General features: G+C 74.6%; 20 protein-coding genes. 13 read left to right on the top strand and 7 right to left on the bottom strand.

What is annotated here, in order from left to right:
• Nucleotides 1–80 precede the first annotated feature (80 nt).
• Nucleotides 81–653: a hypothetical protein gene (locus ABT300_RS21285; protein WP_351677952.1), complete on the bottom strand. Its 573-nt coding sequence runs from the start codon at nt 651–653 to the stop codon at nt 81–83.
• A gap of 324 nt (nt 654–977) precedes the next feature.
• Between ABT300_RS21285 and ABT300_RS21280 the strand changes: the two genes are divergently transcribed.
• A complete protein-coding gene (locus tag ABT300_RS21280) occupies nt 978–1619 on the top strand; it encodes a dihydrofolate reductase family protein (protein ID WP_351677949.1) in 642 nt (213 codons plus the stop codon).
• Nucleotides 1620–1632: 13 nt separating this feature from the next.
• Here ABT300_RS21280 and ABT300_RS21275 read toward each other — a convergent pair whose 3' ends face one another.
• The 4 genes from ABT300_RS21275 to ABT300_RS21260 all read right to left on the bottom strand — a co-directional run bounded on the left by ABT300_RS21275 (nt 1633) and on the right by ABT300_RS21260 (nt 6923).
• A complete protein-coding gene (locus ABT300_RS21275) occupies nt 1633–2391 on the bottom strand; it encodes a hypothetical protein (protein ID WP_351677946.1) in 759 nt (252 codons plus the stop codon).
• Between the two features lie 71 nt (nt 2392–2462).
• A complete protein-coding gene (locus ABT300_RS21270; RefSeq protein WP_351677943.1) occupies nt 2463–3560 on the bottom strand; it encodes a LacI family DNA-binding transcriptional regulator in 1098 nt (365 codons plus the stop codon).
• A gap of 281 nt (nt 3561–3841) precedes the next feature.
• Entirely contained in the window at nt 3842–5713 is a 1872-nt protein-coding gene (locus ABT300_RS21265; protein WP_351677940.1) for a glycoside hydrolase family 35 protein, read from the bottom strand.
• Between the two features lie 43 nt (nt 5714–5756).
• Nucleotides 5757–6923, bottom strand: a complete 1167-nt coding sequence (locus ABT300_RS21260; protein ID WP_452996235.1) for an MFS transporter — start codon at nt 6921–6923, stop codon at nt 5757–5759.
• 501 nt (nt 6924–7424) lie between these two features.
• Here ABT300_RS21260 and ABT300_RS21255 point away from each other — a divergent pair.
• A complete protein-coding gene (locus ABT300_RS21255; protein ID WP_351677937.1) occupies nt 7425–8888 on the top strand; it encodes an acyltransferase family protein in 1464 nt (487 codons plus the stop codon).
• A gap of 699 nt (nt 8889–9587) precedes the next feature.
• Here the strand turns inward: ABT300_RS21255 and ku are convergent.
• A complete protein-coding gene (ku, locus tag ABT300_RS21250) occupies nt 9588–10694 on the bottom strand; it encodes a non-homologous end joining protein Ku (RefSeq protein ID WP_452991728.1) in 1107 nt (368 codons plus the stop codon).
• Nucleotides 10695–10769: 75 nt separating this feature from the next.
• On the opposite strand from ku, the gene ligD reads away from it, so the two are divergent.
• The gene (gene ligD, locus ABT300_RS21245; protein ID WP_351677931.1) at nt 10770–11654 is read left to right on the top strand and encodes a non-homologous end-joining DNA ligase; all 885 of its coding nucleotides are present in this window, start codon (nt 10770–10772) and stop codon (nt 11652–11654) included.
• 146 nt (nt 11655–11800) lie between these two features.
• Here the strand turns inward: ligD and ABT300_RS21240 are convergent, their stop codons facing one another.
• Nucleotides 11801–12622: an NERD domain-containing protein gene (locus tag ABT300_RS21240; RefSeq protein ID WP_351677928.1), complete on the bottom strand. Its 822-nt coding sequence runs from the start codon at nt 12620–12622 to the stop codon at nt 11801–11803.
• Nucleotides 12623–12732: 110 nt separating this feature from the next.
• On the opposite strand from ABT300_RS21240, the gene ABT300_RS21235 reads away from it, so the two are divergent.
• The 10 genes from ABT300_RS21235 to ABT300_RS21190 form a co-directional block, all read left to right on the top strand.
• Nucleotides 12733–13242 (top strand): protein-tyrosine phosphatase family protein, encoded by a 510-nt coding sequence (locus ABT300_RS21235; RefSeq protein WP_351677925.1) that lies wholly within the window; start codon nt 12733–12735, stop codon nt 13240–13242.
• Nucleotides 13243–13471: 229 nt separating this feature from the next.
• Nucleotides 13472–14371, top strand: a complete 900-nt coding sequence (locus tag ABT300_RS21230; RefSeq protein ID WP_502977968.1) for a hypothetical protein — start codon at nt 13472–13474, stop codon at nt 14369–14371.
• Nucleotides 14368–15744 carry an ATP-binding protein gene (locus tag ABT300_RS21225; RefSeq protein ID WP_351677922.1) on the top strand — a complete coding sequence of 459 codons (1377 nt, stop codon included), beginning with the start codon at nt 14368–14370 and terminating at the stop codon, nt 15742–15744. The genes ABT300_RS21230 and ABT300_RS21225 overlap by 4 nt, the downstream gene beginning before the upstream one ends.
• A gap of 70 nt (nt 15745–15814) precedes the next feature.
• Nucleotides 15815–16549 (top strand): SH3 domain-containing protein, encoded by a 735-nt coding sequence (locus ABT300_RS21220; RefSeq protein ID WP_351677919.1) that lies wholly within the window; start codon nt 15815–15817, stop codon nt 16547–16549.
• Between the two features lie 52 nt (nt 16550–16601).
• Nucleotides 16602–18101 carry an FtsW/RodA/SpoVE family cell cycle protein gene (locus ABT300_RS21215; RefSeq protein WP_351677916.1) on the top strand — a complete coding sequence of 500 codons (1500 nt, stop codon included), beginning with the start codon at nt 16602–16604 and terminating at the stop codon, nt 18099–18101.
• Complete coding sequence (locus ABT300_RS21210; RefSeq protein ID WP_351677913.1) at nt 18098–19552, top strand: peptidoglycan D,D-transpeptidase FtsI family protein; 1455 nt, start codon at nt 18098–18100, stop codon at nt 19550–19552. Before ABT300_RS21215 ends, ABT300_RS21210 begins: the two co-directional genes overlap by 4 nt.
• A gap of 93 nt (nt 19553–19645) precedes the next feature.
• On the top strand, nt 19646–20584 hold the full coding sequence (locus ABT300_RS21205; RefSeq protein WP_351677910.1) for an AurF N-oxygenase family protein: 939 nt from the start codon (nt 19646–19648) through the stop codon (nt 20582–20584).
• A gap of 35 nt (nt 20585–20619) precedes the next feature.
• Nucleotides 20620–21270 carry a TetR/AcrR family transcriptional regulator gene (locus ABT300_RS21200; RefSeq protein WP_351677908.1) on the top strand — a complete coding sequence of 217 codons (651 nt, stop codon included), beginning with the start codon at nt 20620–20622 and terminating at the stop codon, nt 21268–21270.
• Nucleotides 21271–21284: 14 nt separating this feature from the next.
• On the top strand, nt 21285–21647 hold the full coding sequence (locus tag ABT300_RS21195; RefSeq protein ID WP_351677905.1) for a DUF8847 domain-containing protein: 363 nt from the start codon (nt 21285–21287) through the stop codon (nt 21645–21647).
• A 421-nt stretch (nt 21648–22068) separates the two neighbouring features.
• The coding region (locus ABT300_RS21190) for a C40 family peptidase (RefSeq protein WP_502977969.1) at nt 22069–23152 on the top strand (1084 nt) is incomplete at its 3' end.

Here is a 23152-nt window from a genome sequence, read left to right as displayed (position 1 = left end):
CTGACACATATGGGGTGACATATATCGAGCCCGCCTCGGCAGGACGCCTCGATGCCGCGGGGGGCCTGGGCTGTGGTGGCCTACGCGTCGGCGGCCCCGACGGTCGACAGGGGGACGCGGAGAGCGCGGTGCAGTCGGGCGGAGGCGTCGGGGTCGAGGGCCGGCCTCGCGTGACGCAGGGACGCGCCGTGCCGACCGATCAGGGCCAGGTCACGCAGCTGACGCCGCAACTCGGCGACGGCGTTCGCGCGTTCGCCCGCGGCTTCGACGGCGCAGCCGCCGACCACCCGGATCGGATCGCCTGCGCCGAACAGGTAGGCCACCGCGGTGTGGAGCACGGCGGCCGCGGCCGGCTCGTGGGCGTCACCGGGTCCGGCCTGCCCGTCGTTGTGGCAGTACTCGCTCAGCAGGTGCTCGCCCAGCCCGTGCTTGATCTCCCCGAAGGCGGACGCGTTTCCCAACGCCCCCTCCCACAGGGCGTTGAGCATCGGTCGGAGGCCGACGGCGTACTCCGCCCGCTCAGGGGCCGGCAGGGCTTCCTGGACCCGCATCAGCCGCTCGGCCACGCCTACGGCGAACACCACGCGCTCCCCCGCGGACACGGCGGCCAGCCGGTCCGCCACCTCGGCCTGCAACTCCTGCCAGGTCGTCATCCGCGTCCACCCCAGTCGTGATCGATCACCTGCCGACGACCCTAGCCGCACGGCGCCCAGGGGCCGCGCCGCCCACCGGACGGGCACGCCGCAACCGACGGCGAGCGCGCCGGTGACCTGCGCTGACTCCCGGGGCGGGGCTTCGCCGGGTCGGGACGCGGCCCCTGTTCTATCGTGAGGTGAGAGGGGTGCCGGTGCGGTGTCCCGGCATCGGGCGGGCTGCGAACACGAAGTCGGCGCCGTCGCGGCGATGAGTCTGCCCGGGTTCACAGGTCTACCTGCCGACCGAGACAGACGAAACTCGTGACTCACCGGGAGCAGGACATGGGCCTCATCGACATCGAGATGTTCGCGACACTGGACCTCGTGGCGCAGTCACCCGGCGGCCCGGACGAGGACCCGGAGGGGTTTCCGTTCGGCGGCTGGCAGGCGCCGCTGTCGGACGAGGTCGCCGGAGCGCAGATCGTCGCCGCGTACGAGGGCACGGACGCCCTTCTGCTCGGCCGGCGAACGTACGACATCTTCGCCGCGTACTGGCCGCACCAGAAGGGCGGCGTGGACAACGAGATCGCTGCGCTCTTCAACAGCGTCCCGAAGTACGTCGCCTCCCGCGGCACGCCCGACCTCTCGTGGGAGGGATCGACGCACCTCGGCCCGGACCTGGTCGGCGCGGTGCGCGAGATCCGCGACCGGCACGAGCACGTGAAGGTCGTCGGGAGCCTCGACCTGGTGCAGACGCTCCTGCGGGAGAAGCTCTTCGACCGTCTCGACCTCTGGGTGCACCCGATCGTGCTCGGCGTCGGCAAGAAGGTGTTCGACGGCGGCGCGGCGCCCACGAACCTCACCCTCCTCGAACCGCCCACGACCAGCCCGAAGGGCACCGTGTACCTGCGTTACGGACTCGCCGACGGCACTCCCCGCACCGGGGACATGAGCGCACCGGAGCGCGGCCTCGGCGAGGACTGACGCCGGGTGGGCGTCAGTAGCGGTGGCCCGGCCAATGGGGGGACGTCCAGCGGTCCTCGCCGGTGAGAGCCAGCAGCTGTATCCGGTGACGCAGGTCCGCCGGTGCGTGCGACGTGCGCAGCCGCGTCGCGGCGTGGCCGAGCAGCCAGCCGACCAGTTCGGCGCGCAGCTCCTCCTCGTCGTGCTCGGGCCAGTGGACGTGCCACGGCAGGCTGTCTCCCAGGAGTTCGTACTCCCAGTGCCCGGCCGCCTCGGCGAGACGCCGGTCGCTGGGGCCCCCGGTGTGCTGCTCCCAGTCGGCGAGCCAGGGGCCGAGCGTTCCGGACGCCTCGGCGCACATCGCGAGGACCTGGTGCGCGGGGACGGCCGCGTCCGGGTCGGTGAGGCTCTGCACCCACCAGGCGTGCAGGAACTCGTCCACGGCGGCGGCCTGTTCACCGGGCCACTGCCGCCAGCGGGCGCGGGCGAAGGAGTGACCGGCCTCTTCCAGACCGGACAGGGCGCGCACCCGTCCGGCGACGAGGGCCGTGGCGAACTGCGGCAGGATGCGGCGCAGCACGGCCGCGTGATCGTTCCAGTCGACGGCCTGCCAGGTCCGTCGCAGGAGGTCCGGATCCAGTTCCACGTCCGGGGTCTTGAGGAGGGACACCTCTTCCGGATCGCCCCAGTGGCATGAGCAGTTGTGCTCGTCCGGGTGTGCGGTCATGCCGTGGAAGACGTCGGAGAGGTCGTCCAGGGCGGCGGCGAGGCGGCGGCGTGCGGCGAGATGCATGTGGGTGCCCGGCCTTCGGGTACTCCGTCCGGCTCGCGCCGGCCGAAGAGCGTCACGCTACACGGCGCCGATCAGGCGTTCGGCGGGGCGGGGGCGTTCGGCGGGGCGGTCGTGCTGTGGCGGACGCGCAGCTCGACCGGGATGAGGGTGAGGGAGGGCTCCGGCGCCCGGGTCGGCTGGGGCGGGGCGTCGATCCGGGCCAGGAGGACGCGCAGGGCGATGGTGCCGATGTCGGTGAAGTCGGTGCGGATCGTGGTGAGCGGGGGAAGGAAGTGGGCGGCTTCCGGGATGTCGTCGTAGCCGACCACGCTGACGTCCTCGGGGACGCGGCGGCCCGCCTCGTGCAGGGCGCGCAGAACGCCGAGCGCCATCTGGTCGTTCGAGACGAAGACCGCGGTCAGGTCCGGGTCCTTCGCCAGTTCGCGGCCCCGGTCGTAGCCCGAGTCGGCGGTCCAGTCGCCGACGAGGGGAGCGTGCACCTCGGCCCCCGCCGCCTCGAGGGTGGCGCGCCAGCTGTCCGCGCGACGCTCCGCCGACGTCCAGCCCGCCGGGCCGGCGAGGTGGCGGACCGTGGGGTGGCCGAGCGAGAGCAGGTGCCGCGTCGCCTTGTGGGCGCCGGTGCGCGCGTCGGAGGTGACCACGGGCGTGCCGTCGCCGAGCTCGTTGTCCATGACGACCAGCGGGGTGTCGAGGTGGGCCTCCGCGAGGGCGCGCGCCAGCCGGACCTGGGGGGCGATGGCGATCACGCCGTCCGCGCCCTCCGCCGACAGCCGGTCGGCCGCCCGCACCACCGTGTCCCGGTCCGCGGTGTCCAGCGCGATCGAGCTCACCAGGTAGCCCGCCTCCTGCGCCGCCGTGTTGATCGCGGTCAGGGTCGAGGCGGGGCCGTAGCGGGCCGCGTCGAAGGAGATCACGCCGAGCATGCGGGTACGCCCGCTGGCCAGCGAGCGGGCGCTGCTGCTGGGGCGGTAGCCGAGCGTGCGCATCGCCGTCCGGACCGCCTCCCTCGTCTCGGCGCGGACGGCCGGGTGGTCGTTGAGCACCCGGGAGACGGTCTGCTTGGAGACGCCCGCCAGCTTCGCGACGTCGTCCATCACCGGGCGGGCTCCGGCGAAGTTGCGTCTGCTGCGCCCCCTGGGCGCCGGGCCGTCGGCAGCGCTACCGGTCATGGTGGGGGCTTCTTCCTGGGCTGGCCGGACTGGGCGGAGGCGCCCGGGCGCGGGCGGAGGTGGGGAGGCTTCCGCCAGCGGGGGCGGGCTTGTCCGGGCAGTGGCGCTGTTCGTGCGGAACCGCCCGGCGCATCCACAGGATAGGTCCGGACGGGGGGCGAGGGGACGGGTGGGCGAGGCGACGGGTGGACCGTCGGCCGGCCGGACGACGGGACCGGCCGGGGAGGCGGAGGGACGCAGGAGGCGGCCGGGGAGGCGGGGGACGCAGGAGGCGGGCGGGGTCAGGGGCCTGTCGGGCCCAGGTCGGGGACGTCGGTGAGGTGGACCTCGGACGTCGTGGCGCCGTGCAGTTCGAGGAGGACCAGGTCGTTGGCCCCGCTGCGCAGGACGGGCGCGGGGACGTAGAGGGTGCGCTGGGGGCCGCGGTTCCAGTAGCGGCCGAGGTGGAAGCCGTTGATCCAGGCCTGGCCCTTGGTCCAGCCGGGGAGGGAGAGGAAGGCGTCGGCCGGGGTCGACACGTCGAAGACGCCGTGGTGGAAGGCGGGGCCGGCGGAGGCGAACGCCTCGGGGACGGGGAACCGCGAGGTGAAGGTCCCGGCGGTCGCGCCCTCGGGGCCGGAGGTCTCGGCGCCGGCGGTCTCGGGATCGGCGGTCTCGGAGGTCTCGGGATCGGCGGGGGCGTTCGCGGCGGTGAGGGCCGCGAGGGAGGGGGCGTCGTCGAGCGGGAGCGCGTGGCAGTCCCAGTCCCGCAGGGGTCGTCCCAGGAAGGTGACCGGGCCCAGCAGGCCCTTCGGGACGCCGATGCGGGGCCCGTAGTTGACCCGGCCCATGTTCTCCACGAGCACGTCGAGGACGGCGCCCGCGCGCGGGACGTGCACCGGCAGGCTCTCCTCGTAGCGCTCGCGCTCCAGGACGCCGGCCGGGGCGCCGTCGAGGAAGACCTGGGCGCGGTCCCCCACTCCCCCGGCGAAGTGGAGCAGGCCGTCCCCCGGGGTGGGGACGGTCGTCCGGTAGAGGGTGTAGCCGGAGCGCCGCCCCATGTCGTCGGCGGAGAGCGGGTCCGTGGCGCGGACCGGGCGGCCGGCCGACCCGATGAGGGACGTGCGGTGGGTCAACCGGACTGCGGTCGGCGGGAGTTTGGGCGACGGCGCCGGGACGGGCTCGTCCGGGACCGGGGCGTGGCGGGCGATGACCTCGCGGAAGGCGTGGTACTTCGGGCCCGGGTCGCCGCTCTCGGTGAGCGGGGCGTCGTAGTCGTAGGAGGTGACGGTGGGCACGTAGGCGTGATGGTGGTTGGCGCCGTTGGTGTAACCGAAGTTGGTGCCGCCGTGGAACATGTAGATGTTGACGGAGGCGCCCGCGGAGAGGAGCCGGTCCAGGTCGGCGGCGGCGTCCTCGGCGTCCCTGCCGTGGTGCGGGCCGCCCCAGTGGTCGAACCAGCCGATCCAGAACTCCGAGCACATCAGGGGGCCTTCGGGCTGCGCCTCGCGGAGCCGGCGCAGCGACTCCTCCACGCGGCTGCCGAACGTGCCGGTGGCCAGGACGCCGGGCAGCGTCCCGTTGCGGAGGTGGTCGCCGGCGGTCTGGTCGCAGGTGAAGAGCAGTTCCTCGACGCCCCGGGAGCGCAGGGCGTGCTCGATGTGCTTGAGGTAGGCGACGTCGTCGCCGTACGCGCCGTACTCGTTCTCCACCTGCACGGCGACGACGGGGCCGCCCGACGCCGCCATGTACGGCAGGAGCGGCGGGAGGAGGAGGTCGAGGTAGCGGTCGACGGCGTCCGTGAAGCGGGGGTCGCTGGTGCGCAGGCGGATGTCGGGGTCGGCGGTGAGCCAGTGGGGCAGGCCTCCGCCGTCCCACTCTGCGCAGATGAACGGGCCGGGACGGAGGAGGACGTGCAGGCCCTCGGCCGCGGCCAGGCGCAGGAAGCGGGGCAGGTCGAGCAGGCCGTCGAGGACCAGGGCGCCGGGTTCGGGCTGGTGGAGGTTCCAGGGGAGGTACGTCTCGACGGTGTTCAGGCCCATGAGGCGGGCCTTGCGCAGCCGGTCGGCCCACTGGTCGGGGTGGACGCGGAAGTAGTGCATCGCCCCGGAGATGATGCGGAAGGGGGCGCCGTGGAGGAGGAAGCCGTCGGAGGCGGTGGCGAGGGCGGGCATGGGGTCCCTTCGGTGGGATGGGGCGGGGACGGGGCGGTCTGCGTCAGGGGGACGGCCGGTGCGTCGACCGGCGTGTCGTGCGGGCGAGCCAGAGGGTGGACGCCAGGCAGACGGCCGAGACGGCCGCGAGGATGAGGGGGACGGCCCGGACGCCCGACCACTCGATGATCTTGCCGAGTGCCGGCCCCGCGGCCACGCCGCCCAGCATGGACGCGGCCATGACGATCGCGCCGGCCCGGCGGGCGCCGGGGGCGACCCTGCTGAGCCAGGGCAGGCCGGTGGGGAAGATCGGGGCGATGAAGAGGCCGACGCCCGCGTAGGCGTACGGGGCGATGCCGGGGACGGCCGCCAGGAGGAGGCAGGCCGTCATGCCGGCGCAGGAGACCGTGATGATCGTCTGGGCGGAGAAGCGCAGGGCGATCGGGGCGGCCAGGAAGCGGCCGACGGTCATCATCAGCCAGTAGACGCTGGTCGCGGTGGCGGCCGCGCCCGCGCCGTAGCCGACGGACTCCAGGTGCGTGGGCTCCCAGCCGCCCACGCCCGCCTCGATGCCCACGTGCAGGACGTACAGGGCGACGAAGACGGCGAGGACGGAGCGCAGGGCGGCGCCGACGGGTGCGCGGTCGCCGGTGTCGGAGGACGCGGGGCCCGGTGCGTGGTCCCTGACGCCCCGCAGGCAGAGCAGCAGGGGGAGGTTGGCGAGGGCGAACGCCAGGAAGAGGGCCGGGTAGTGCTCGGAACCGACGGCTCCGATCAGGGCGGGACCCAGGATCGCGCCGACGCCGAAGTGGGCGTTGAGGATGTTGAGCATCGCGGTGGAACGGCGTCCGAAGCCCGTCGCGAACAGACGGTTGAGGCCGTAGTCGATGCCGCCGAAGCCGATGCCGGCCACGAGGGCCGCGAGGAGCGCGAGGGGCCAGCCGGGGGCGAGGGCGAACCCTGCGGCCCCGGCCGCCATCAGCAGGTAGGCGACGGCGAGGATCCGGCGGTTGCCGGTGCGCCCGAAGAGCCGGTCGAAGAGGAGGACGCCGGCGACGCCGCCCGCGAAGTGGGCGCTCAGGCCGAGGCCCGCGGCGGAGGGGGAGAGTCCGAAGTCGTCGCGCAGGGCCGGGATCGACGGCCCGTAGAGGGCCTGGAGCGCGCCGATGAGCACGAATCCGAAGCAGGACGCGACCACGGCGGACGTCGTGAAGACGGGACCGGCCTCCACGGAGTCCGCGCCGGCGCCGGCTTCGGCGACGACGGGCCGGGCTGCGGCGTCCACGACGGGCCCGGCTTCGGCGACGACGGGGCCCGCCGGGGTGGGGGACGGGGATGCGGCGGCCGAGGCGCGCCGCGCCGGGGGGCGGTCTGTCACGCGGACTCCAGGACGGACGGCCCACGGCGTCGTGGGGGGGCGGTGTGATGCTCCGACGACCGTCGATGTTACCGGTAACATGCCGAGCGTCAAGAGTGCGGAGAGACCCGGCGGACCGGGCCGCCGCGCTCGATGCGCCGGGTCCGCGAACTCGATGGGATGAGCGGTCCGGTGCGCGGCCGGTGAGCGTCGGTGCATGGCCTGGCACGCGGTCCGGCGCGCGGCCGGTGAGCGTCGGTGCGCGGACTGGCACGCATTCCGGCGCGCGGTCAGGCGCGCCGGTCAGGGCACGGCTTGGTTGCGACAACGCGGTCCCGCTGCAGGGGAGTCGGCGGGAGCGGCAGCATGCGGGGCATGAGCCGAGACCGGTACGTCGACTTCCTGCGGGCCTGGGCGATCCTGCTCGTGGTGCTGGGGCACTGGCTGATCACGGGGCTGGTCCGGCACCCGGACGGGACGCTCACCGCGCCGGAGATGCTGCGCGCGCTGCCCTGGACGCAGTGGCTGACACTGGGCTTCCAGATCATGCCGCTGTTCTTCCTGGCCGGCGGGCACGCGGCCGGCGGATCCTGGGCGCGCTGCCGGGACGCCGGCGGAAGCGCCGCCGGGTGGGTGGGGCAGCGGGCGGTCCGGCTGCTGCTGCCGACGGCCGTGTACAGCGGTCTCGTCCTGCTGGCCATCGGCGTGTGCGCCCCGCTCGGCGTGGATCCCGCGACCCTCGCGATGGCGGGCTGGGCGATGGCCATGCAGTTCTGGTTCCTGCCGGTGTATCTGCTGATCAGCGCCCTGACGCCGGCGCTGTACGCGCTGCACGAGCGGTGGGGGGCGCGCGTGCCCGTGGTCATGGGGGCCGTCGGGTTCGGCGTGGGCTCGCTCGTCGCGGTCGTCGGGCCGCCCCGCTCCGCGTTCGTCGAGGCCGCCGGGGCGGTGAACTACCTGCTCGTGTGGGGCGTCGTCTACCAACTCGGCTTCTGCTGGCGGGACGGTCTGCTGGCCGAGGGCGGGCGGCGGGCGCCGATCGCCCTGGCGGCGGGCGGTGGGGCGGTGTTCGCCGCACTCGTCGGGCCCGGACCGTTCCCGGTCAGCCTCATCCTGGTGACGGGGCAGGATCCGAGCAACACCGATCCGCCGTCGGCGGCCCTGCTGGCCTGGGCCGTGGCGCAGGCAGGGGTGGCGCTGTGGATCGCGCCGGCCGTCCGCAGGGCGCTGGAGGGAGACCGGGCGCGACGGGCGGTGCGAGCGCTCGGATCCGGCAGCATGGCGCTCTACCTGTGGCACATGCTGCCCGTGCTGATCGTCGCGGCCGCCTTCTACCTCACCGGTCTCGCCCCCGAGCCCGGGTACGGCTCGGCGGGCTGGTGGGCCCTGCGGGCGCCGTGGCTGCTGGTGCTGGGGGCGGTGCTGGCCGGGGTCGTCCGGGCGTTGCGTCCGCTGGAGCGGAGGCTGGCCTCCGCGGAGAGGGCCGTCCGGCCCGACGCCGGGCTGCGCGGCGCGGCGTCCTGGCGTGTGTGGGCGGGGCTCGGGGTGAGCGTCTGGGCGCTGGTCTTCTTCGCGGGTCACGGGTTCGCGCCCGCGGGTGCGTTCCCCGTCCCGGCGGCGGTGGGGCTGGCCGCGGGCACGGCCCTGCTGGCCCTCCCGCGCCGAGGCGGCGTCCTGGCCGGCGCGGACGGCCCGAAGGGCGGGGCGAGCGAAGCGGCGAAGGGCGGGGCGGACCCGGGCGACGAGCGCGACGGCCCCGGCGACGAGCACGGGGACGACGGCAGGCGCGGGGACGACGGGGGGCGCGGGGACGACGGGGAGTTGCAGCGGATCGTCTGAGAGGCGGCCGATCCGCCGGACGGCCGGTCACGCCGGACGGCTGCGTCGGGCGGGCGGTCGGGCGACCGGTCACGCCGGACGGGCGGTCATGCCGGACAGCCGCGTCGGACGGACAGCCGCGTCGGGCGGGCGGTCACGCCGGACAGCCGGTCGGGCGACCGGTCACGCCGGACAGTCACGCCGGACGGGCGGTCGCATCGGTCGGGCGGGCGGTCACGCCGGACAGCCGGTCGGGCGACCGGTCACGCCGGACAGCCGCGCCGGACAGCCGGTCACGCCGGTCACGCCGGTCGGGCGGGCGGACGGTCAGGCGGGCGGGCGGACGGCCGGTCGGGCGGGCGGTCACGCCGGACGGCCGCGTCGGACAGCCGGTCACGCCGGACGGCCGGTCGGGCGGGCGGTCGCGTCGGGCGGACGGCTGCGTCGGTCGGGCGGGCGCGTCGGGCGGGAGAACGACGGGGCGCCGAGATCCGGCGGCGTCCGAAGGGGCCGCGAGAGGCCCACCGAGGCCGCGAGACCTGACGGCCACCTGGCAGGGCAGGGCGCAGCACCGGCGTCGGAGCGGGCGTGAGCGTGGGCGCGGGGAGGACTCCGGACGGCCCGCCCCGGCGTGGGTGCGGGCGCCGCGGGCGCGGGCGGCGGGCGCGCCGAGAGCGGGGCAGGCGCAGGCGCGCCCGGGGCGGGGCGGGCGGTGGGCGGTCAGGCCGTGCGTTTGCGGGGAGTCGCCTTCTTGGCCGTCTTCTTGGCGGTCGTCTTCGCGGTCGTCCCGGCGGTCGCCTTCTTCGCCGTCGACGTGGTCTTCTTTGCGGCGGTCTTCTTGGCCGTGCTCCCGCTCGCCGTGGTCTTCTTCGCGGTCGCGGCGGACTTCGCCGTCGCCCTGCGCGGCGCGGCCGTGGACTTCTTCGCCGTGGACGTCGACTTCTTGCCGCCCGTCTGCTTGGGCGAGGCGCCGGCCGACTTGCGCTGGGGCAGACGTCTGACCTCGGCCTTCTCGGCCGCCTCCGGTTCCTGCGCGGACGGCGACGCCTCGCCCCGCGACTCCTTCGCCGCCCGGACGCTCTTCTCCAGGGCCGCCATCAGATCCAGCACCTTTCCGCTGGACGGCGCGGACGGGGCCTCGGGAGGCGCCTCGCCGGCGGCCTTCGCCGCGACGACCTCCTCCACCGCCTCGCGGTACTCGTCGTGCAGGTCCTCCAGGTCCACCTCGCCGAGGGTGTCCATCAGGGCGTCCGCGAGGTCCAGCTCGTTGTCGCGGACGGTGACGGAGGTGTCCGGGGCGATGCCCTCGGGCGCCCGGACCTCGTCCGGCCAGAGCAGTCCGTGCATGGCGATCGCCTCGCCGACCACGCGGAGCATGCCGAGCCGCTCACGGCCACGGAGGGCGTACTTCGCGATCGCGACCTTGTTGCTGCGCTTCAGGGCCTCCCGCAGCAGGGTGTACGGCTTGGCCGCCGGAGCGCCGCCCGCCTGAAGGTAGTAGGCGGCGTCCATCTGGAGCGGGTCGATCCGGTCCGCCGGCACGAAGGCGACGATCTCGATGGTCTTTGCGGTCGGGAGCGGCAGGTGGGAGAGGTCCTCGTCGGTGATCGGGATGATCGTGCCGTCCGCGTCCTCGTAGCCCTTGCCGATCTCCGCCGACGACACCTCGCGCTCCTCCAGCTCGCAGACCTTGCGATAGCGAATGCGGCCGCCGTCCTCCGTGTGGATCTGGCGGAAGGAGATCGAGTGGTTCTCGGTGGCGTTCACGAGCTTGATCGGAATGCTGACGAGACCGAAGGAGATGGCGCCGTTCCAGATGGATCTCACGTGCAGCACCTTTCCGGCCGAGCACGGGTGGCATGAGGTGAGGTGATATCAGCCGTTTTGTGTGATTCTCATCGTATGACGCCGATCACCGAGGTGGAGGGCAGGCGGCTCGCGCTCAGCAACCTGGAGAAGGTGCTGTACCCGGCGACCGGCTTCACCAAGGGCGAGGTGCTGCACTACTACGCGACCGTCGCCGACGTCCTGCTCCCCCATCTGCGGGACCGGCCGCTGTCCTTCCTGCGCTACCCGGACGGGCCCGGCGGCCAGGTCTTCTTCGCCAAGAACGTGCCGCCCGGGACGCCGGACTGGGTCGCCACCGCCGAGGTGCCGCGGTCGGAGGGGCCGGCCCGGATGGCAGTCGTGCAGGACCTGCCGAGTCTGGTGTGGGCGGCGAATCTCGTCACCGAGTTCCATACGCCCCAGTGGGTGATCCAGGAGCCGGAGACCGCCGACCGGCTCGTCTTCGACCTCGACCCCGGTGCGCCCGCCACCGTCGTCGAATGCTGCGAGGTCGCGGTGTGGCTGCGCGAGCGGCTGGCGGCGGACGGGATCGAGGCGTTCCCGAAGACCTCCGGGTCCAAGGGGCTGCATCTGCTGGCGGCGGTGCGGGGGGCGTCGTCCGAACGGGTCACGGAGTACGCCAAGCGGCTGGCCGTGGAAGCGGAGCGGGCCGCTCCGGGGCTGGTGCTGCATCGCATGACGCGGAGTCTGCGGCCGGGGAAGGTGTTCGTGGACTGGAGTCAGAACGCGGCGCGCAAGACGACGGCCGCGCCGTACACGCTGCGGGCGCGGGCGGAGCCGACCGTGTCGGCTCCGGTCACGTGGGAGGAGGTGGAGGGGTGCCGGTCCGCGGGGGCGCTCACGTTCTTCGCGGCGGATGTCGCTTCGCGGGTGCGGGAGATCGGGGATCCGTTGGGGGCGCTGTTCGAGGCGGGGCGGGCGGGGGCGGTGCCGGCGTGAGGGTGGGGGTGGGGACGGGGGTGGGGGCCGGGTTCCTTCGCCCCCGCCGCCCCTGCCCGTCCCGTCATCAGGGGCGCGCTGCCCCTTCGGCTCCCGTCAGGGGGCCTCCCCCTGGCCCCTGTGTCGGCCCTCGACGGGCCTCGTCCTCAAAAAACGCCGGACGGGCCGAGAGGCGACCAGGTTCTGCGGTCTCTTGCCATGGCGTGGAGGGCCTCGACGTCCGCCGGTTTGAGGACTCCGCCCAGGCGGGCCAGGCCGGGGAGGTCGGTGTCGGTCAGGACGCGGACCCGGCGCGGGGGGCCGGTGAAGGCGACGTCCGCCGGGCCTACCAGGGCGAGCACGGGACGGACCTCGGCCGTGAGCGCGTGGGACGCGCGGTCGGCGGCGCCCCTGATCGCGCGCAGCAGGGGCTCGGGGTCCCGGCGTCCCAGGCCGACCACGGGGTCGGCGATCCGCACCCGCTGCTTGCGGGCGTACAGCGTGTGGACGGAGAACAGGCCCGCCGGGCCGATGGCCAGGTGGTGGAGTCGGCCGCCGCCCGGGAGCGGCAGGGAGTGCAGCGTGTGCCAGCCTGCGCCGTCGAGCCGGTCCAGGGCCTCGCCGACCGTCTGCTCGGCCGCGAGGGAACGCCGGCGCGGGTCGGTGCGCAGCCGGTGCGCGGGGCCCGGGTCGCGCTCGAGGTCGACCAGGAGGGCCTCGCCGGGGCGGTTGGGCGCCAGGTCGTCGTCCGGGGGGAGGGCGAGCCGGGCCAGCTCCGCCGGCGTGGGGACCGGGGGCGGGCCGATGGTGACGGGGCCGGTGACGAAGGGGCCGAGGACCTCCAGGACGTCCTCCCTGCGATCGTCGCGGATCAGGTTGATCCTGGCCGCCTCACGGTCGTACCAGGCGATGTTCCTGCCGTCCGTGAGGCAGACGTAGAGCCGCTCCCGGCCATGCCTCCAGGTCGGTATGACGCGCAGTCCGTTCATGCACCATCACCCCACGACCATGGGAACAGGAGGGACGCTCCGGGGCAAGAAGGCGGTTACCCGTGGAGCGAGTTGGGCAGAGCCTAGGGAGCGCGTTTGGGGAGGCGCCGTTGCGGACTCGCAGGAAGCGACCCGACGTACCGGAACCGGATCGTCCGTGGAGCGAGATCGTGCCCGGGCTGTGGATGGGCGGCCATGAGTTCCGGGGACGCTCCGGAGAACGGGAGCTCGCCGTGGTGCGGGACGAGTTCGATCTCGTCCAGACGCTGACCCGGGCGAGGCCGGGACACGGGCCCGGGCCCGGCGTGCAGCACCAGGTGTGGCCGATTCCCGACGGGCCGTTGGACGGCACCCAGCTCGCCGGGGTGATCCGACTGGCCCAGGCCGCGGGCGACGCGCTGGACGCGGGGCGGACGGTCCTCGTGCGCTGCTACAGCGGCTACAACCGGTCGGGGCTGGTCGTCGCCCACGCCCTGGTGTGCCGGGGCTCCTCGGCCGACGACGCGATCCGGCTGATACGGTCACGGCGCTCACCGTGGGCCCTGCACAACGAGCTGTTCGTGGAGTACCTGCGCGCGGGACTGCCGACGGCCCGGCTGATCGAGGAGTTGGCCGAGTAATCGTTTCGCCCGGGATCAGCGCGCCTCGGCGCCGGCTCGCTCCGCCGGCCCACCGGCCCACCGGTACGCAAAACGGACTTCCTTACGAATTAAGGTGTGCGGAAGCCAGTAACGACGTCGCCCACAGACCGTCGCCACCGGCCGTAAGCCGTCATCATCGGTCAGAAGCCGTCGTCGTCGGTCGTAGGCCTCGTCACCGGCCGCAGGCCGGAGGAGTCACAGGAGTCCCGTGTTCCGCAGTCGTCCCGCCGCTCCCGGCGATCCCGACGCCGGCGATCCCGACGCCGGCGCGCCCGGCCGTTCGGGCGGGCCGGCCCGCGCCCGGTGGGCGGCTGCCGCCGTCGGCGTCGTTCTGCTGGGCTCGACCGTCGTGGGCTGCGGGGACGCCGGCGACCTGCAGGGGGCCGGCGCCACGCCGACGGCGATCAGCCCCGACCGGCTCTGGCCGGATCTGACCCCCGCCTCCCGCCCCGCCTTCGACATCGGCGAGGTGGAGACCGAGGTGGTGCGGGGCGTCACCGTGCCCGGCGGCGACATCCGGGCGGTGGACCCGGTCACGGTGGTCCGCCGGGAGATCGCCCAGAATCCGGGCGACTACGGTCCGGGCGCGTACGCGGAGACCGCCAGCCGGATGGCGGACTGCGGCAAGAGCGGAGCGAAGGCGGCCGAGTGCCCCGTCCTCAAGCCGTACTACCGCGATCTCACCGGAGACGGTCACGACGATCTGACGCTGGGCTTCCGCCAGCTGCCCGGGAACCTCACGGCGGTCCGCGTCTACACCGTCCGCAAGAACCGGCTGGTGCAGATCATGGGCTACGAGGACGCCGTCAGCAGCGTGGAACTGGCCGCGCGGTCCGTGATCATCCGCGCCCCCTCGGAGGTCGCCGGGTACGAGTACCGACTGCAGTGGACCTGGGACCAGCAGCAGCAGGCCATGCTGCTCACCCACGACGAGATGCTGCGCACCGGCGGCCGCAAGCACGCACCGCGGTCGTCCGCCTCCCCCTCCCCCGCTCCCACCTCCGAAGCCACGACTCCTCCGACGGCCGCCGACCGGCCCTCGTCCCCGTCGGCGTCCGCGCCGGAGTCCGCCTCCCGTGCCGCCTCCTCCCCCGGGAGCGGCCGATGAGACTGGGGGTGCCCTCGTGGGCCGGCACGCTCGCCGTGAAAGCTGCCGTCTTTATCACGGTCATGTGCTGTGCGCTGGCGGCCCTGCTCGGCGTGCTCGTGCACGTCTCGGTGACGGACCAGACCGTCGGCCAGGCCCGCCACCTCGCGCTGTCGAGGCTGAAGGAGGCGACGGCGGCGTTCGAGGCCGGGGACTCGCTCGGCTGGGGCGCGAGCGTCGACCCGCGGGGACTGCCCGTCTCGCTGCGGGAGTTGGCGGCGGCCGGGGAGCGCGGCACCATGGTCGCCGACCGCGACGGACGGCCCACGATGTGGGCGGCGGGCCCGGTGGACGGCGGTCGGGCCCTCGCGGTCGCGGTCGACTACGCGCAGAGCGCCCGCACCATCGAGGCGCTGGACACCGCGATCCTGTGGTCGTCGGCGCTGGCGATCGGGGCGACGCTGCTGGTCGGCGCGGTCGCGGTGACCCGCGTGACGCGGCGGCTGCACACCACCGCGCAGGTGGCCCGGCGGATCACCGCGGGCGATCTGGACGCCCGTGTGAACGACCCCCGCACGAGGGAGCCGGGACGGCCGCGGGACGAGGTGGGCACCGTCGCCGTCGCGCTGGACTCGATGGCGTCCTCGCTGCAGGGCAAGCTGCTGAGCGAGCAGCGGTTCACCGCCGACGTGGCGCATGAGCTGCGCACACCGCTGACCGGGCTGCATGCGGCGGCCGAACTGCTGCCGCCGGGACGGCCGACGGAGCTGGTGCGCGACCGGGTGGCGGCCCTGCGCACGCTCACCGAGGACCTGTTGGAGATCTCCCGGCTGGACACCGGACGGGAGCGGCTGGAGCTGGACGCCGAGGACCTGACGGCGCTGGTGGTGCGCGTCGTGCGGGCGGCGGAGGCCTCGGACGGGGCGAGCGGCGCCGGGGGTGCGGGAGCGTCCGGCGGAGCCGCCGCAGCCGAGGGCGCGGGCGGTGCGGCGAGCGCGGGCGGCTCGACGGCCGGCATGGTGGTCACCGTCGTCCGGGACGCGCGCGTCGAGACCGACCGGCGGCGCCTGGAGCGGGTGCTCGGGAATCTCCTGGCCAACGCGCGCCGGCACGGGCGGGCGCCGGTCGTGCTGACGGTGGACGGGCCGGCGGTGACCGTGCGGGACCACGGGGACGGCTATCCGGAGTACCTCGTCACCCACGGGCCGCAGCGGTTCCGCACCGAGGGCGGGGCGAAGGGGCACGGCCTGGGGCTGACGATCGCGGTGGGGCAGGCGGAGGTGCTGGGGGCACGGCTGACGTTCGCCAACGCGCCGGACGGCGGCGCCGTGGCGACCCTGACACTGCCTCAGACGCCTCCGGCCGCGAGCGGCCTCCCCGATGGCGCAGCGTGACGGGCGGTGCGCCCGAACCGCTCCTAGTCTGGCGATAAGTCAGCTTCACCCTCTTCGTGGAGGTATCGCCATGTCCCTGCGCTCCGCTCTCACCCGCCTCGCCATAGTCGCCGCGGCCGGCGCCCTCGCGTCCTCCGCGGCCGTCGCCCCGGCCCTCGCCGACGGCGGGGACGGCGTCCACGCCCATCAGGGCGCAACGGACGGCCGGCAGAACGAGGGCGGCGAGGACGGCGACGACTGGCGGCCCGGCGGCGGCGACGGCGGTGACGGCGGTGGCGGCGGCTGGCAGTCCGGCGGCAACGGCAACCAGTGGCAGTCCGGCGGCAATCAGAGCGGGAACCAGTCGAGCGGCCATCAGAACGGCGGCCAGTCCGGCGGCAGCCAGTGGCAGTCCGGCGGCAACGGCAACCAGTGGCAGTCGGGCGGCAATCAGAACGGCAACCAGTCGAGCGGCCATCAGAACGGCGGCCAGTCCGGCGGCAGCCAGTGGCAGTCCGGCGGCAACGGCAACCAGTGGCAGTCGGGCGGTGACCAGGCCGGGAGCGACCAGTCCGGCGCCCACGACGACGGCCGCCGTTCGCGCGGACGCGTCACCGCGAACGAACTGCTGCTGCGCAGCGCGCCCACCCGGGCGAGTCAGGTGATCCGCGTGGCCTTCCGCGGCGAGATCGTGTCCATCTTCTGCCGGACCGTCGGCCAGGACGTCCAGGGCAACACGCACTGGTACCTCCTGACGGACGGCACCTGGGCCTGGGGCTCGGCGCGGTTCATCGAGACCATCGGAGCGGCGCCGCGCTGGTGCTGACACGACCGCACGTCACGGCTCACAAGGAGCCACATTTGGGTAAGTTCCGGACATGACGAAAACCGGCGTCGGAGCGGGGGCCGCCGTGGCGGCGGCCGACGCGCCCGCTCCCGCGGCAGGCCTCCCCCGGCGCCGTGGCGTCGAACTCGCCCTGATCGTGCTGGCCGTCCTGCTGTCGGTGTACGGCTACTGCGCGGTCGGCCTGGCGAAGCTCGGCGCCGTCCCGCCCGGCGCCGCGGGCTACGGCGCCGGGCTCGGCGTCCTCGCGCTGCTGGCGCACCTCGCGGTGCGATGGCGCGCCCCGTGCGCCGACCCGCTGCTGCTGCCGATCGCCGTGCTGCTCAACGGGATCGGTCTGGTGCTGATCTACCGGCTCGACCTGGAGACGCCCGGCGACCGGGCCGCGCCCGCCCAACTGGTGTGGTCGACGGTCGGGGTGGCCCTCTTCGCCGTGGTGGTGACCGTGCTGGGCGACCACCGTGTGCTGCAGCGGTACGCGTACGTCTGCGTGGTCGCCGCGCTCGCCCTGCTCACCCTCCCGGTCCTCTTCCCTCCGGTGAACGGGGCGCGCATCTGGATCCGGATCGCCGGGTTCTCCATTCAGCCCGGCGAGTTCGCCAAGGTGCTGCTGGCGGTGTTCTTCGCGGCCTATCTGGCCGCCAACCGCACGGCGCTGAGCTACGCGGGCCGGCGGATCCGGCGCTTCACGCGCATGCAGCTGCCCACCGGCCGCGTGCTCGGCCCGATCGTCGCCATCTGGCTGCTGAGCGTCGGCGTGCTGGTGCTGGAACGGGACCTCGGCACCTCCCTGCTCTTCTTCGGCCTCTTCGTGGTGATGCTCTACGTGGCCACCGGACGCACCGGCTGGATCGCCGTGGGCCTGCTCCTCGCCTCGCTCGGCGCGGTCGCCGTCGGCCGTCTCGAACCGCACGTGCACAGCCGGGTCGAGGACTGGCTGCACCCGTTCGCCTCCATCGAGGCCGGCCTGGGAGCCAACCAGCTCGCGCAGTCGCTGTTCTCCTTCGCGGCCGGCGGGGTGCTCGGCTCCGGGCTCGGACTCGGTCACTCCGTCCTCATCGGCTTCGCCGCGAAGTCGGACTTCATCCTGGCGACGGCCGGCGAGGAACTGGGCCTGGCGGGGCTGTCGGCGCTGTTCCTGCTGTACGGGCTGCTGGTGGAGCGTGGTTTCCGGGCCGGGCTGTCGCTGCGCGACCCGTTCGGACGGCTGCTGGCGGCCGGCCTCGCCTCGATCGTGGCGCTGCAGGTGTTCGTGATCGCGGGCGGGGTGACCGGCCTGATCCCGCTGACCGGCATGGCGATGCCGTTCCTGGCGCAGGGCGGCTCCTCGGTCGTCACCAACTGGGCGATCGTGGCGCTGCTGATCCGGGTGAGCGACTCGGCGCGGCGGCCGTACGACGGGACACGCCCCGAAGCGCGGGACGCGGCGCGCCAGGAGGCGGGCCACGACGCACACCATGACGCGGGCCGCGAGGGGGCCGGCGGAGCGCCCGGCCGAGCCGCGGGCCGCACGACTTCACGGAGGTCCGGGTGACCCGGCACATCCGGCGCGCCGCCGCGTTCTGCGCGCTGCTGCTGGCGGCGCTCCTGGTCAACGCGGCGCGCGTCCAGGTCGTCCGGTCCGAGGCGTACGACGGCAACCCGGCCAACCGGCGGGCGGTCATCGCCCGTTACGCCCAGCCGCGCGGCGACATCCTGGTCGGCGGGGTCCCGGTGACCGGCTCCCGGGACACGGGCGAGCAGTTGCGCTACGAGCGCTCGTACCGCGACGGGCCGCTGTACGCGCCGGTGACGGGCTTCGCCTCGCAGGTGTACGGGACGACGTTCCTGGAGCACAGCGGGGACGGGGTGCTCTCCGGTTCGGACCCGCTGCTCGCCACGTTCCCGCTGTGGGACGACGTCACCCGGGGCCGGCCGGCGGGCGGCGACGTGGTGACCACCCTGGACCCGCGGGCCCAGCGGGCCGCGTTCGAGGGGCTGGACGGGCGCAAGGGCGCGGTGGCGGCGGTGGAGCCGTCGACGGGCCGGGTGCTGGCGCTGGTGTCGAGCCCGTCGTACGACCCGTCCGCGCTGTCCGGGAACGACGCCGGGGCGGAGCGGGCCTGGGCGCGGCTCAACGGCGATCCGGACCGGCCGATGCTCAACCGGGCGGTGCGGCAGACCTATCCGCCGGGGTCGACGTTCAAGGTCGTCACCGCGGCGGCGGCGCTGGACGCGGGGGTGATCACCGACCTGGACGCGGCGACCGACTCCCCCGCCCCCTACCGGCTGCCCGGAACGCGGACGCGGCTGACCAACGAGGGCGACGGCTGCGAGGACGCTCCCCTGCGGGACGCCTTCGAGTGGTCGTGCAACACGGTGTTCGCGAAGCTCGGCGTGGACACCGGCCTGGCCCGGATGACCCGGACGGCGCAGGCGTTCGGCTTCAACGACCTGGACGTGCGGATCCCGTTCGCCGTCGCGCCGAGCACCTTCGACACCTCGCTCGACCGGGCCCAGCTGGCGCTGTCGTCGATCGGCCAGTACAACACGCGGGCCACTCCGCTGCAGATGGCGATGGTGTCGGCGGCGGTGGCCGACGGCGGTCAGGTGCGCACGCCGTACCTGGTGGAGCGGACGACGCGGCGGGGCGGGGCCACGGTGTCCACCGCCGGCTCCCGTCCGTCGCGCCAGGCGATGCTGCCCTCGACGGCGCGGCGGATGCGGGAGCTGATGACGGACGTGGTGCGCGAGGGCACCGGGGTGAACGCGGCGATCCCGGGCGCGATCGTCGGCGGCAAGACGGGCACCGCGCAGCACGGCGTCGGCAACGCCGGGATCCCCTACGCCTGGTTCGTCTCGTGGGCGCAGGGCGTGCGGGACGTGGAGCCGCGGGTGGCGGTCGCGGTGGTGGTGGAGGACGGTTCGGCGCGCCGCGGGGACATCACCGGCGGCGGGATGGCGGCCCCGATCGCGCGCGCCGTGATGGAGGCGGTGCTCGGCTGACGGCGTTCGCCGCCCCGGGGGGCCTCGGCTGCCCGGTGCGGCAATTCCGCGCAGGGGATTGACGGGCTTGCTGACAAGCAGTCTCATAAGTGCATGACGACCCTCACGGACACCGACGCGGTGGAAGGGCTGCGGGACGCACTGGGCCTGCTCAAGGACCGGGAACAGGTGGCCGAGCGGCTGCTCGCGTCCTCCGCCAAGCACTCCTTCGACCCGGATCAGGAGCTGGACTGGAACGCCCCCTTCGAGGAGGGCAAGTGGTTCTGGCCGCCGGAGCTCGTGTCGCTCTACGACACGCCGCTCTGGCGGCGGATGGGCGAGGAGCAGCGGATCCTGCTGTCCCAGCACGAGGCCGCCGCGCTCGCCTCGCTGGGGATCTGGTTCGAGATCATCCTCATGCAGCTCCTCGTCCGGCACATCTACGACAAGGCGGCGACGAGCGCGCACGTGCGCTACGCGCTCACCGAGATCGAGGACGAGTGCCGGCACTCGAAGATGTTCGCCCGGCTGATCTCGCACGGCGACACGCCCTGGTACCCGGTGAGCCGCGCCCACCAGCACCTGGGCCGCGTCTTCAAGACGATCTCCACCACCCCCGGCTCGTTCACCGCGACGCTGCTCGGCGAGGAGGTCCTCGACTGGATGCAGCGGCTGACCTTCCCGGACGAGCGGGTCCAGCCGCTGGTCCGGGGCGTCACCCGGATCCACGTCGTGGAGGAGGCCCGGCACGTGCGCTACGCCCGTGAGGAGCTGCGCCGGCAGATGATGACCGCCCCGCGCTGGTCGCAGGAGTTCACCAGGGTCAGCTCGGGTGAGTTCGCCCGGGTCTTCTCCGTGGCCTTCGTGAACCCGGACGTCTACACGAACGTCGGCCTGGACCGGCGGGAGGCCCTGGCGCAGGTGCGGGTGAGCGGGCACCGGCGGGAGATCATGCAGACCGGAGCGAAGCGGCTGACGGACTTCCTGGACGACATCGGGGTGCTGCGGGGCGTCGGACGCCGGCTGTGGCGGTCGTCCGGGCTCCTGGCGTAGGCGCCGCCCGGGGGCGGGGGATTACGCTGCACGTCATGACGCCCGCCGCCCCCGCCTACCGTCGCCTCAGCGTCGAGGAGCGCCGCAGCCAGCTGCTGGAGGCCGCGCTCTCGCTGTTCGCGCACCGCGTGCCCGAGGACGTCTCACTGGACGACGTGGCCGAGGCCGCCGGGGTCTCCCGGCCGCTCGTCTACCGGTACTTCCCCGGCGGCAAGCAGCAGCTCTACGAGGCCGCCCTGCGCTCCGCCGCCGACGAGCTGCGCCACTGCTTCGACGAGCCCCACGAGGGCCCCCTCCTCCCCCGTCTCGCCCGCGTCCTCGACCGCTATCTGACCTTCGTCGGCCGCCACGACGCCGGTTTCAGCGCCCTGCTCCAGGGCGGCAGCGTGGTCGAGACGTCCCGGACGACGGCCATCGTGGACGGCGTGCGCCGGGCCGCCGCCGAGGCCGTCTACAGCCATCTGGGGGTGGCCGGACCGGGACCGCGGCTGCGGATGACCGTGCGGATGTGGATCACCGCGGTCGAGGCGGCCTCGCTGATCTGGCTCGACGAGGACAAACAGCCGCCCGCCGACGAGCTGCGGGACTGGCTGGTCGACCAGTTCGTCGCCGTCCTCATGGTGACCGCCGCGCGGGACGCGCAGACCGCCGAGCTGGTCCAGGGCGCCCTGGCCGCGGAGACCTGATCGACACTGGTGGCGTGAAGAGCGAAGACACCCCCTTCGAGGGCGGCCCCATGGACGGCCGGGTGCTGCCCGTGCTGCTGGGCCCCACCGGGCACCCGCCGAAGACGTACCGCATCCCCGTCCCGGACGCGGCGGGCGGCCCGCCCGCCGTCCTGGTCTACCGGCGCGTGCCCCGCGGCCACAGCAAGCGGCTCGGGCTGCCCCAGGGCTGGAAGTACGCGTTCGATCCCGAGGGCAAGGACAGCGGACGGCCGCGCTGGCCCTGGTCGAAGCCCGACGCGACGCCCGGTCCCCCGGCCGGCGGCCCGCCGGACCCGACGCGCCACGCCACGCCCGACGCCACGCCGGACGGACGGCGGGACGACGCCGACGGGTGACCCCGTTGCGCCGAACCGCGCACGCTCGGCGCGCGGGCCGCGCGGATCCGTCCGAAGCTCGCCCTGCGGGCTGGAGGGGCCACCCCGCGGCGGAGGTGATGGCGTGTCAGGAAGACTGCTGCGGCTGGCCTGTACGGTCGCCACGGCGGCGCTCGCCGCCCAGACCGTGCTCGCCCCGGTGCGCGCCGCGGCCGCGCAGGAGCCTCCGGAACCGGGCGGGCCGACGGCGACCGCGCCGGCCCCTCCGGACCGGAGCGCTCCACCGGCCGCCGAGAAGCCGGACGCCGGCCTCGACGCCGACGCCGATCCCGACGCCGACGCCGATCCCGATGCCGACGTCGACGGAGGCGCGGACGCGGGCGTTCCGGGCGGCGCGGACGGCAGCGTTGCGGGCGATGCGGACGGGGGCGGCAGCACTGCAATGGGCGGCGATGCGGACGGGGGCGGCGGCGAGCGGACCGCCGCTGAGCTGCTGACGGAGCTTCAGCGGCTGTACCGCGAGGCGGAACAGGCCACCGAGGCCTACAACGCCACCGAGGAGCAGCTCGCGCGGCGGCGCGCCGAGACCGGGCGGCTGGACGCCGGCCTGGTGCGGGCGCGGCTGTCGCTGCTCGACAGCCGGGGAGCGGCCGGCCGGCTGGCCCGCCAGCAGTACCAGGGCAGCACCGGCATCTCCGCGTACATGCGGCTGCTGCTCGCCCGCGATCCGCAGCACGCCCTCGACCAGGGGCATCTGATCGGGCAGTTGGCGCGCGAACGGGCCGTGACGGTCGGTCGGCTCGCGAGCGGCGAACGCCGGGCCGACGGGCTGGCGCGCCGGGCCAGGGCCGCCCTCGACGCGCAGCTCACCCTGACGGCGCACAGGAAGAAGGAGCGCGACGCCGTGCGCCGGCGGCTGGCCGCGGTCGAGAAGCTGCTGGCCTCCCTCACCGCCGGACAGCTCGCCGCGCTGGAGAGGCTGGAGAAGGACGGCGTCGCGCGGGCGCAGCGCACGCTGGTCGCGTCCGGTGCGCTCGGCGAGGACGACCGCAAGCCCTCGAAGGAGGGCGAGCGGGCCGTCCGGTACGCGGTGCGGCAGATCGGGAAGCCGTACGAATGGGGCGCGGAGGGCCCGCGGTCGTACGACTGCTCGGGCCTGACGTCCGAGGCCTGGGGACACGCCGGGACCCCGATCCCCCGCACCAGCCAGGAGCAGTGGGCGCGCCTGCCGCGGATCCCGCTGAAGGAGCTGCGCCCCGGCGACCTGGTGGTCTACTTCCCCGAGGCCACCCACGTCGCGCTGTACCTGGGCGAGGGCAGGGTGATCCAGGCGCCGAGGACCGGCGAGCGGGTCAAGGTCTCGCCGATCGCGTCCCACCCGGTGCTCGGAGCGGTGCGTCCGGACCGGCGGGCGGCGTCCCCGCGGCGCTCCGCCCGGCCGGGGGCCGCCGCCGCGAAGGCGGCGGGTCCGCCCGCTGCTGTCGGCGGCGATGGACAAGGTGACCGAGTCGCGCATGGCGATCGCG

The organism is Streptomyces sp. NPDC001027 (genome assembly GCF_040299045.1).
Taxonomy (GTDB): domain Bacteria; phylum Actinomycetota; class Actinomycetes; order Streptomycetales; family Streptomycetaceae; genus Streptomyces.
The sequence above is the reverse complement of the archived record's forward strand: the minus strand, read 5'-3'. Positions and strand labels throughout refer to the sequence as shown.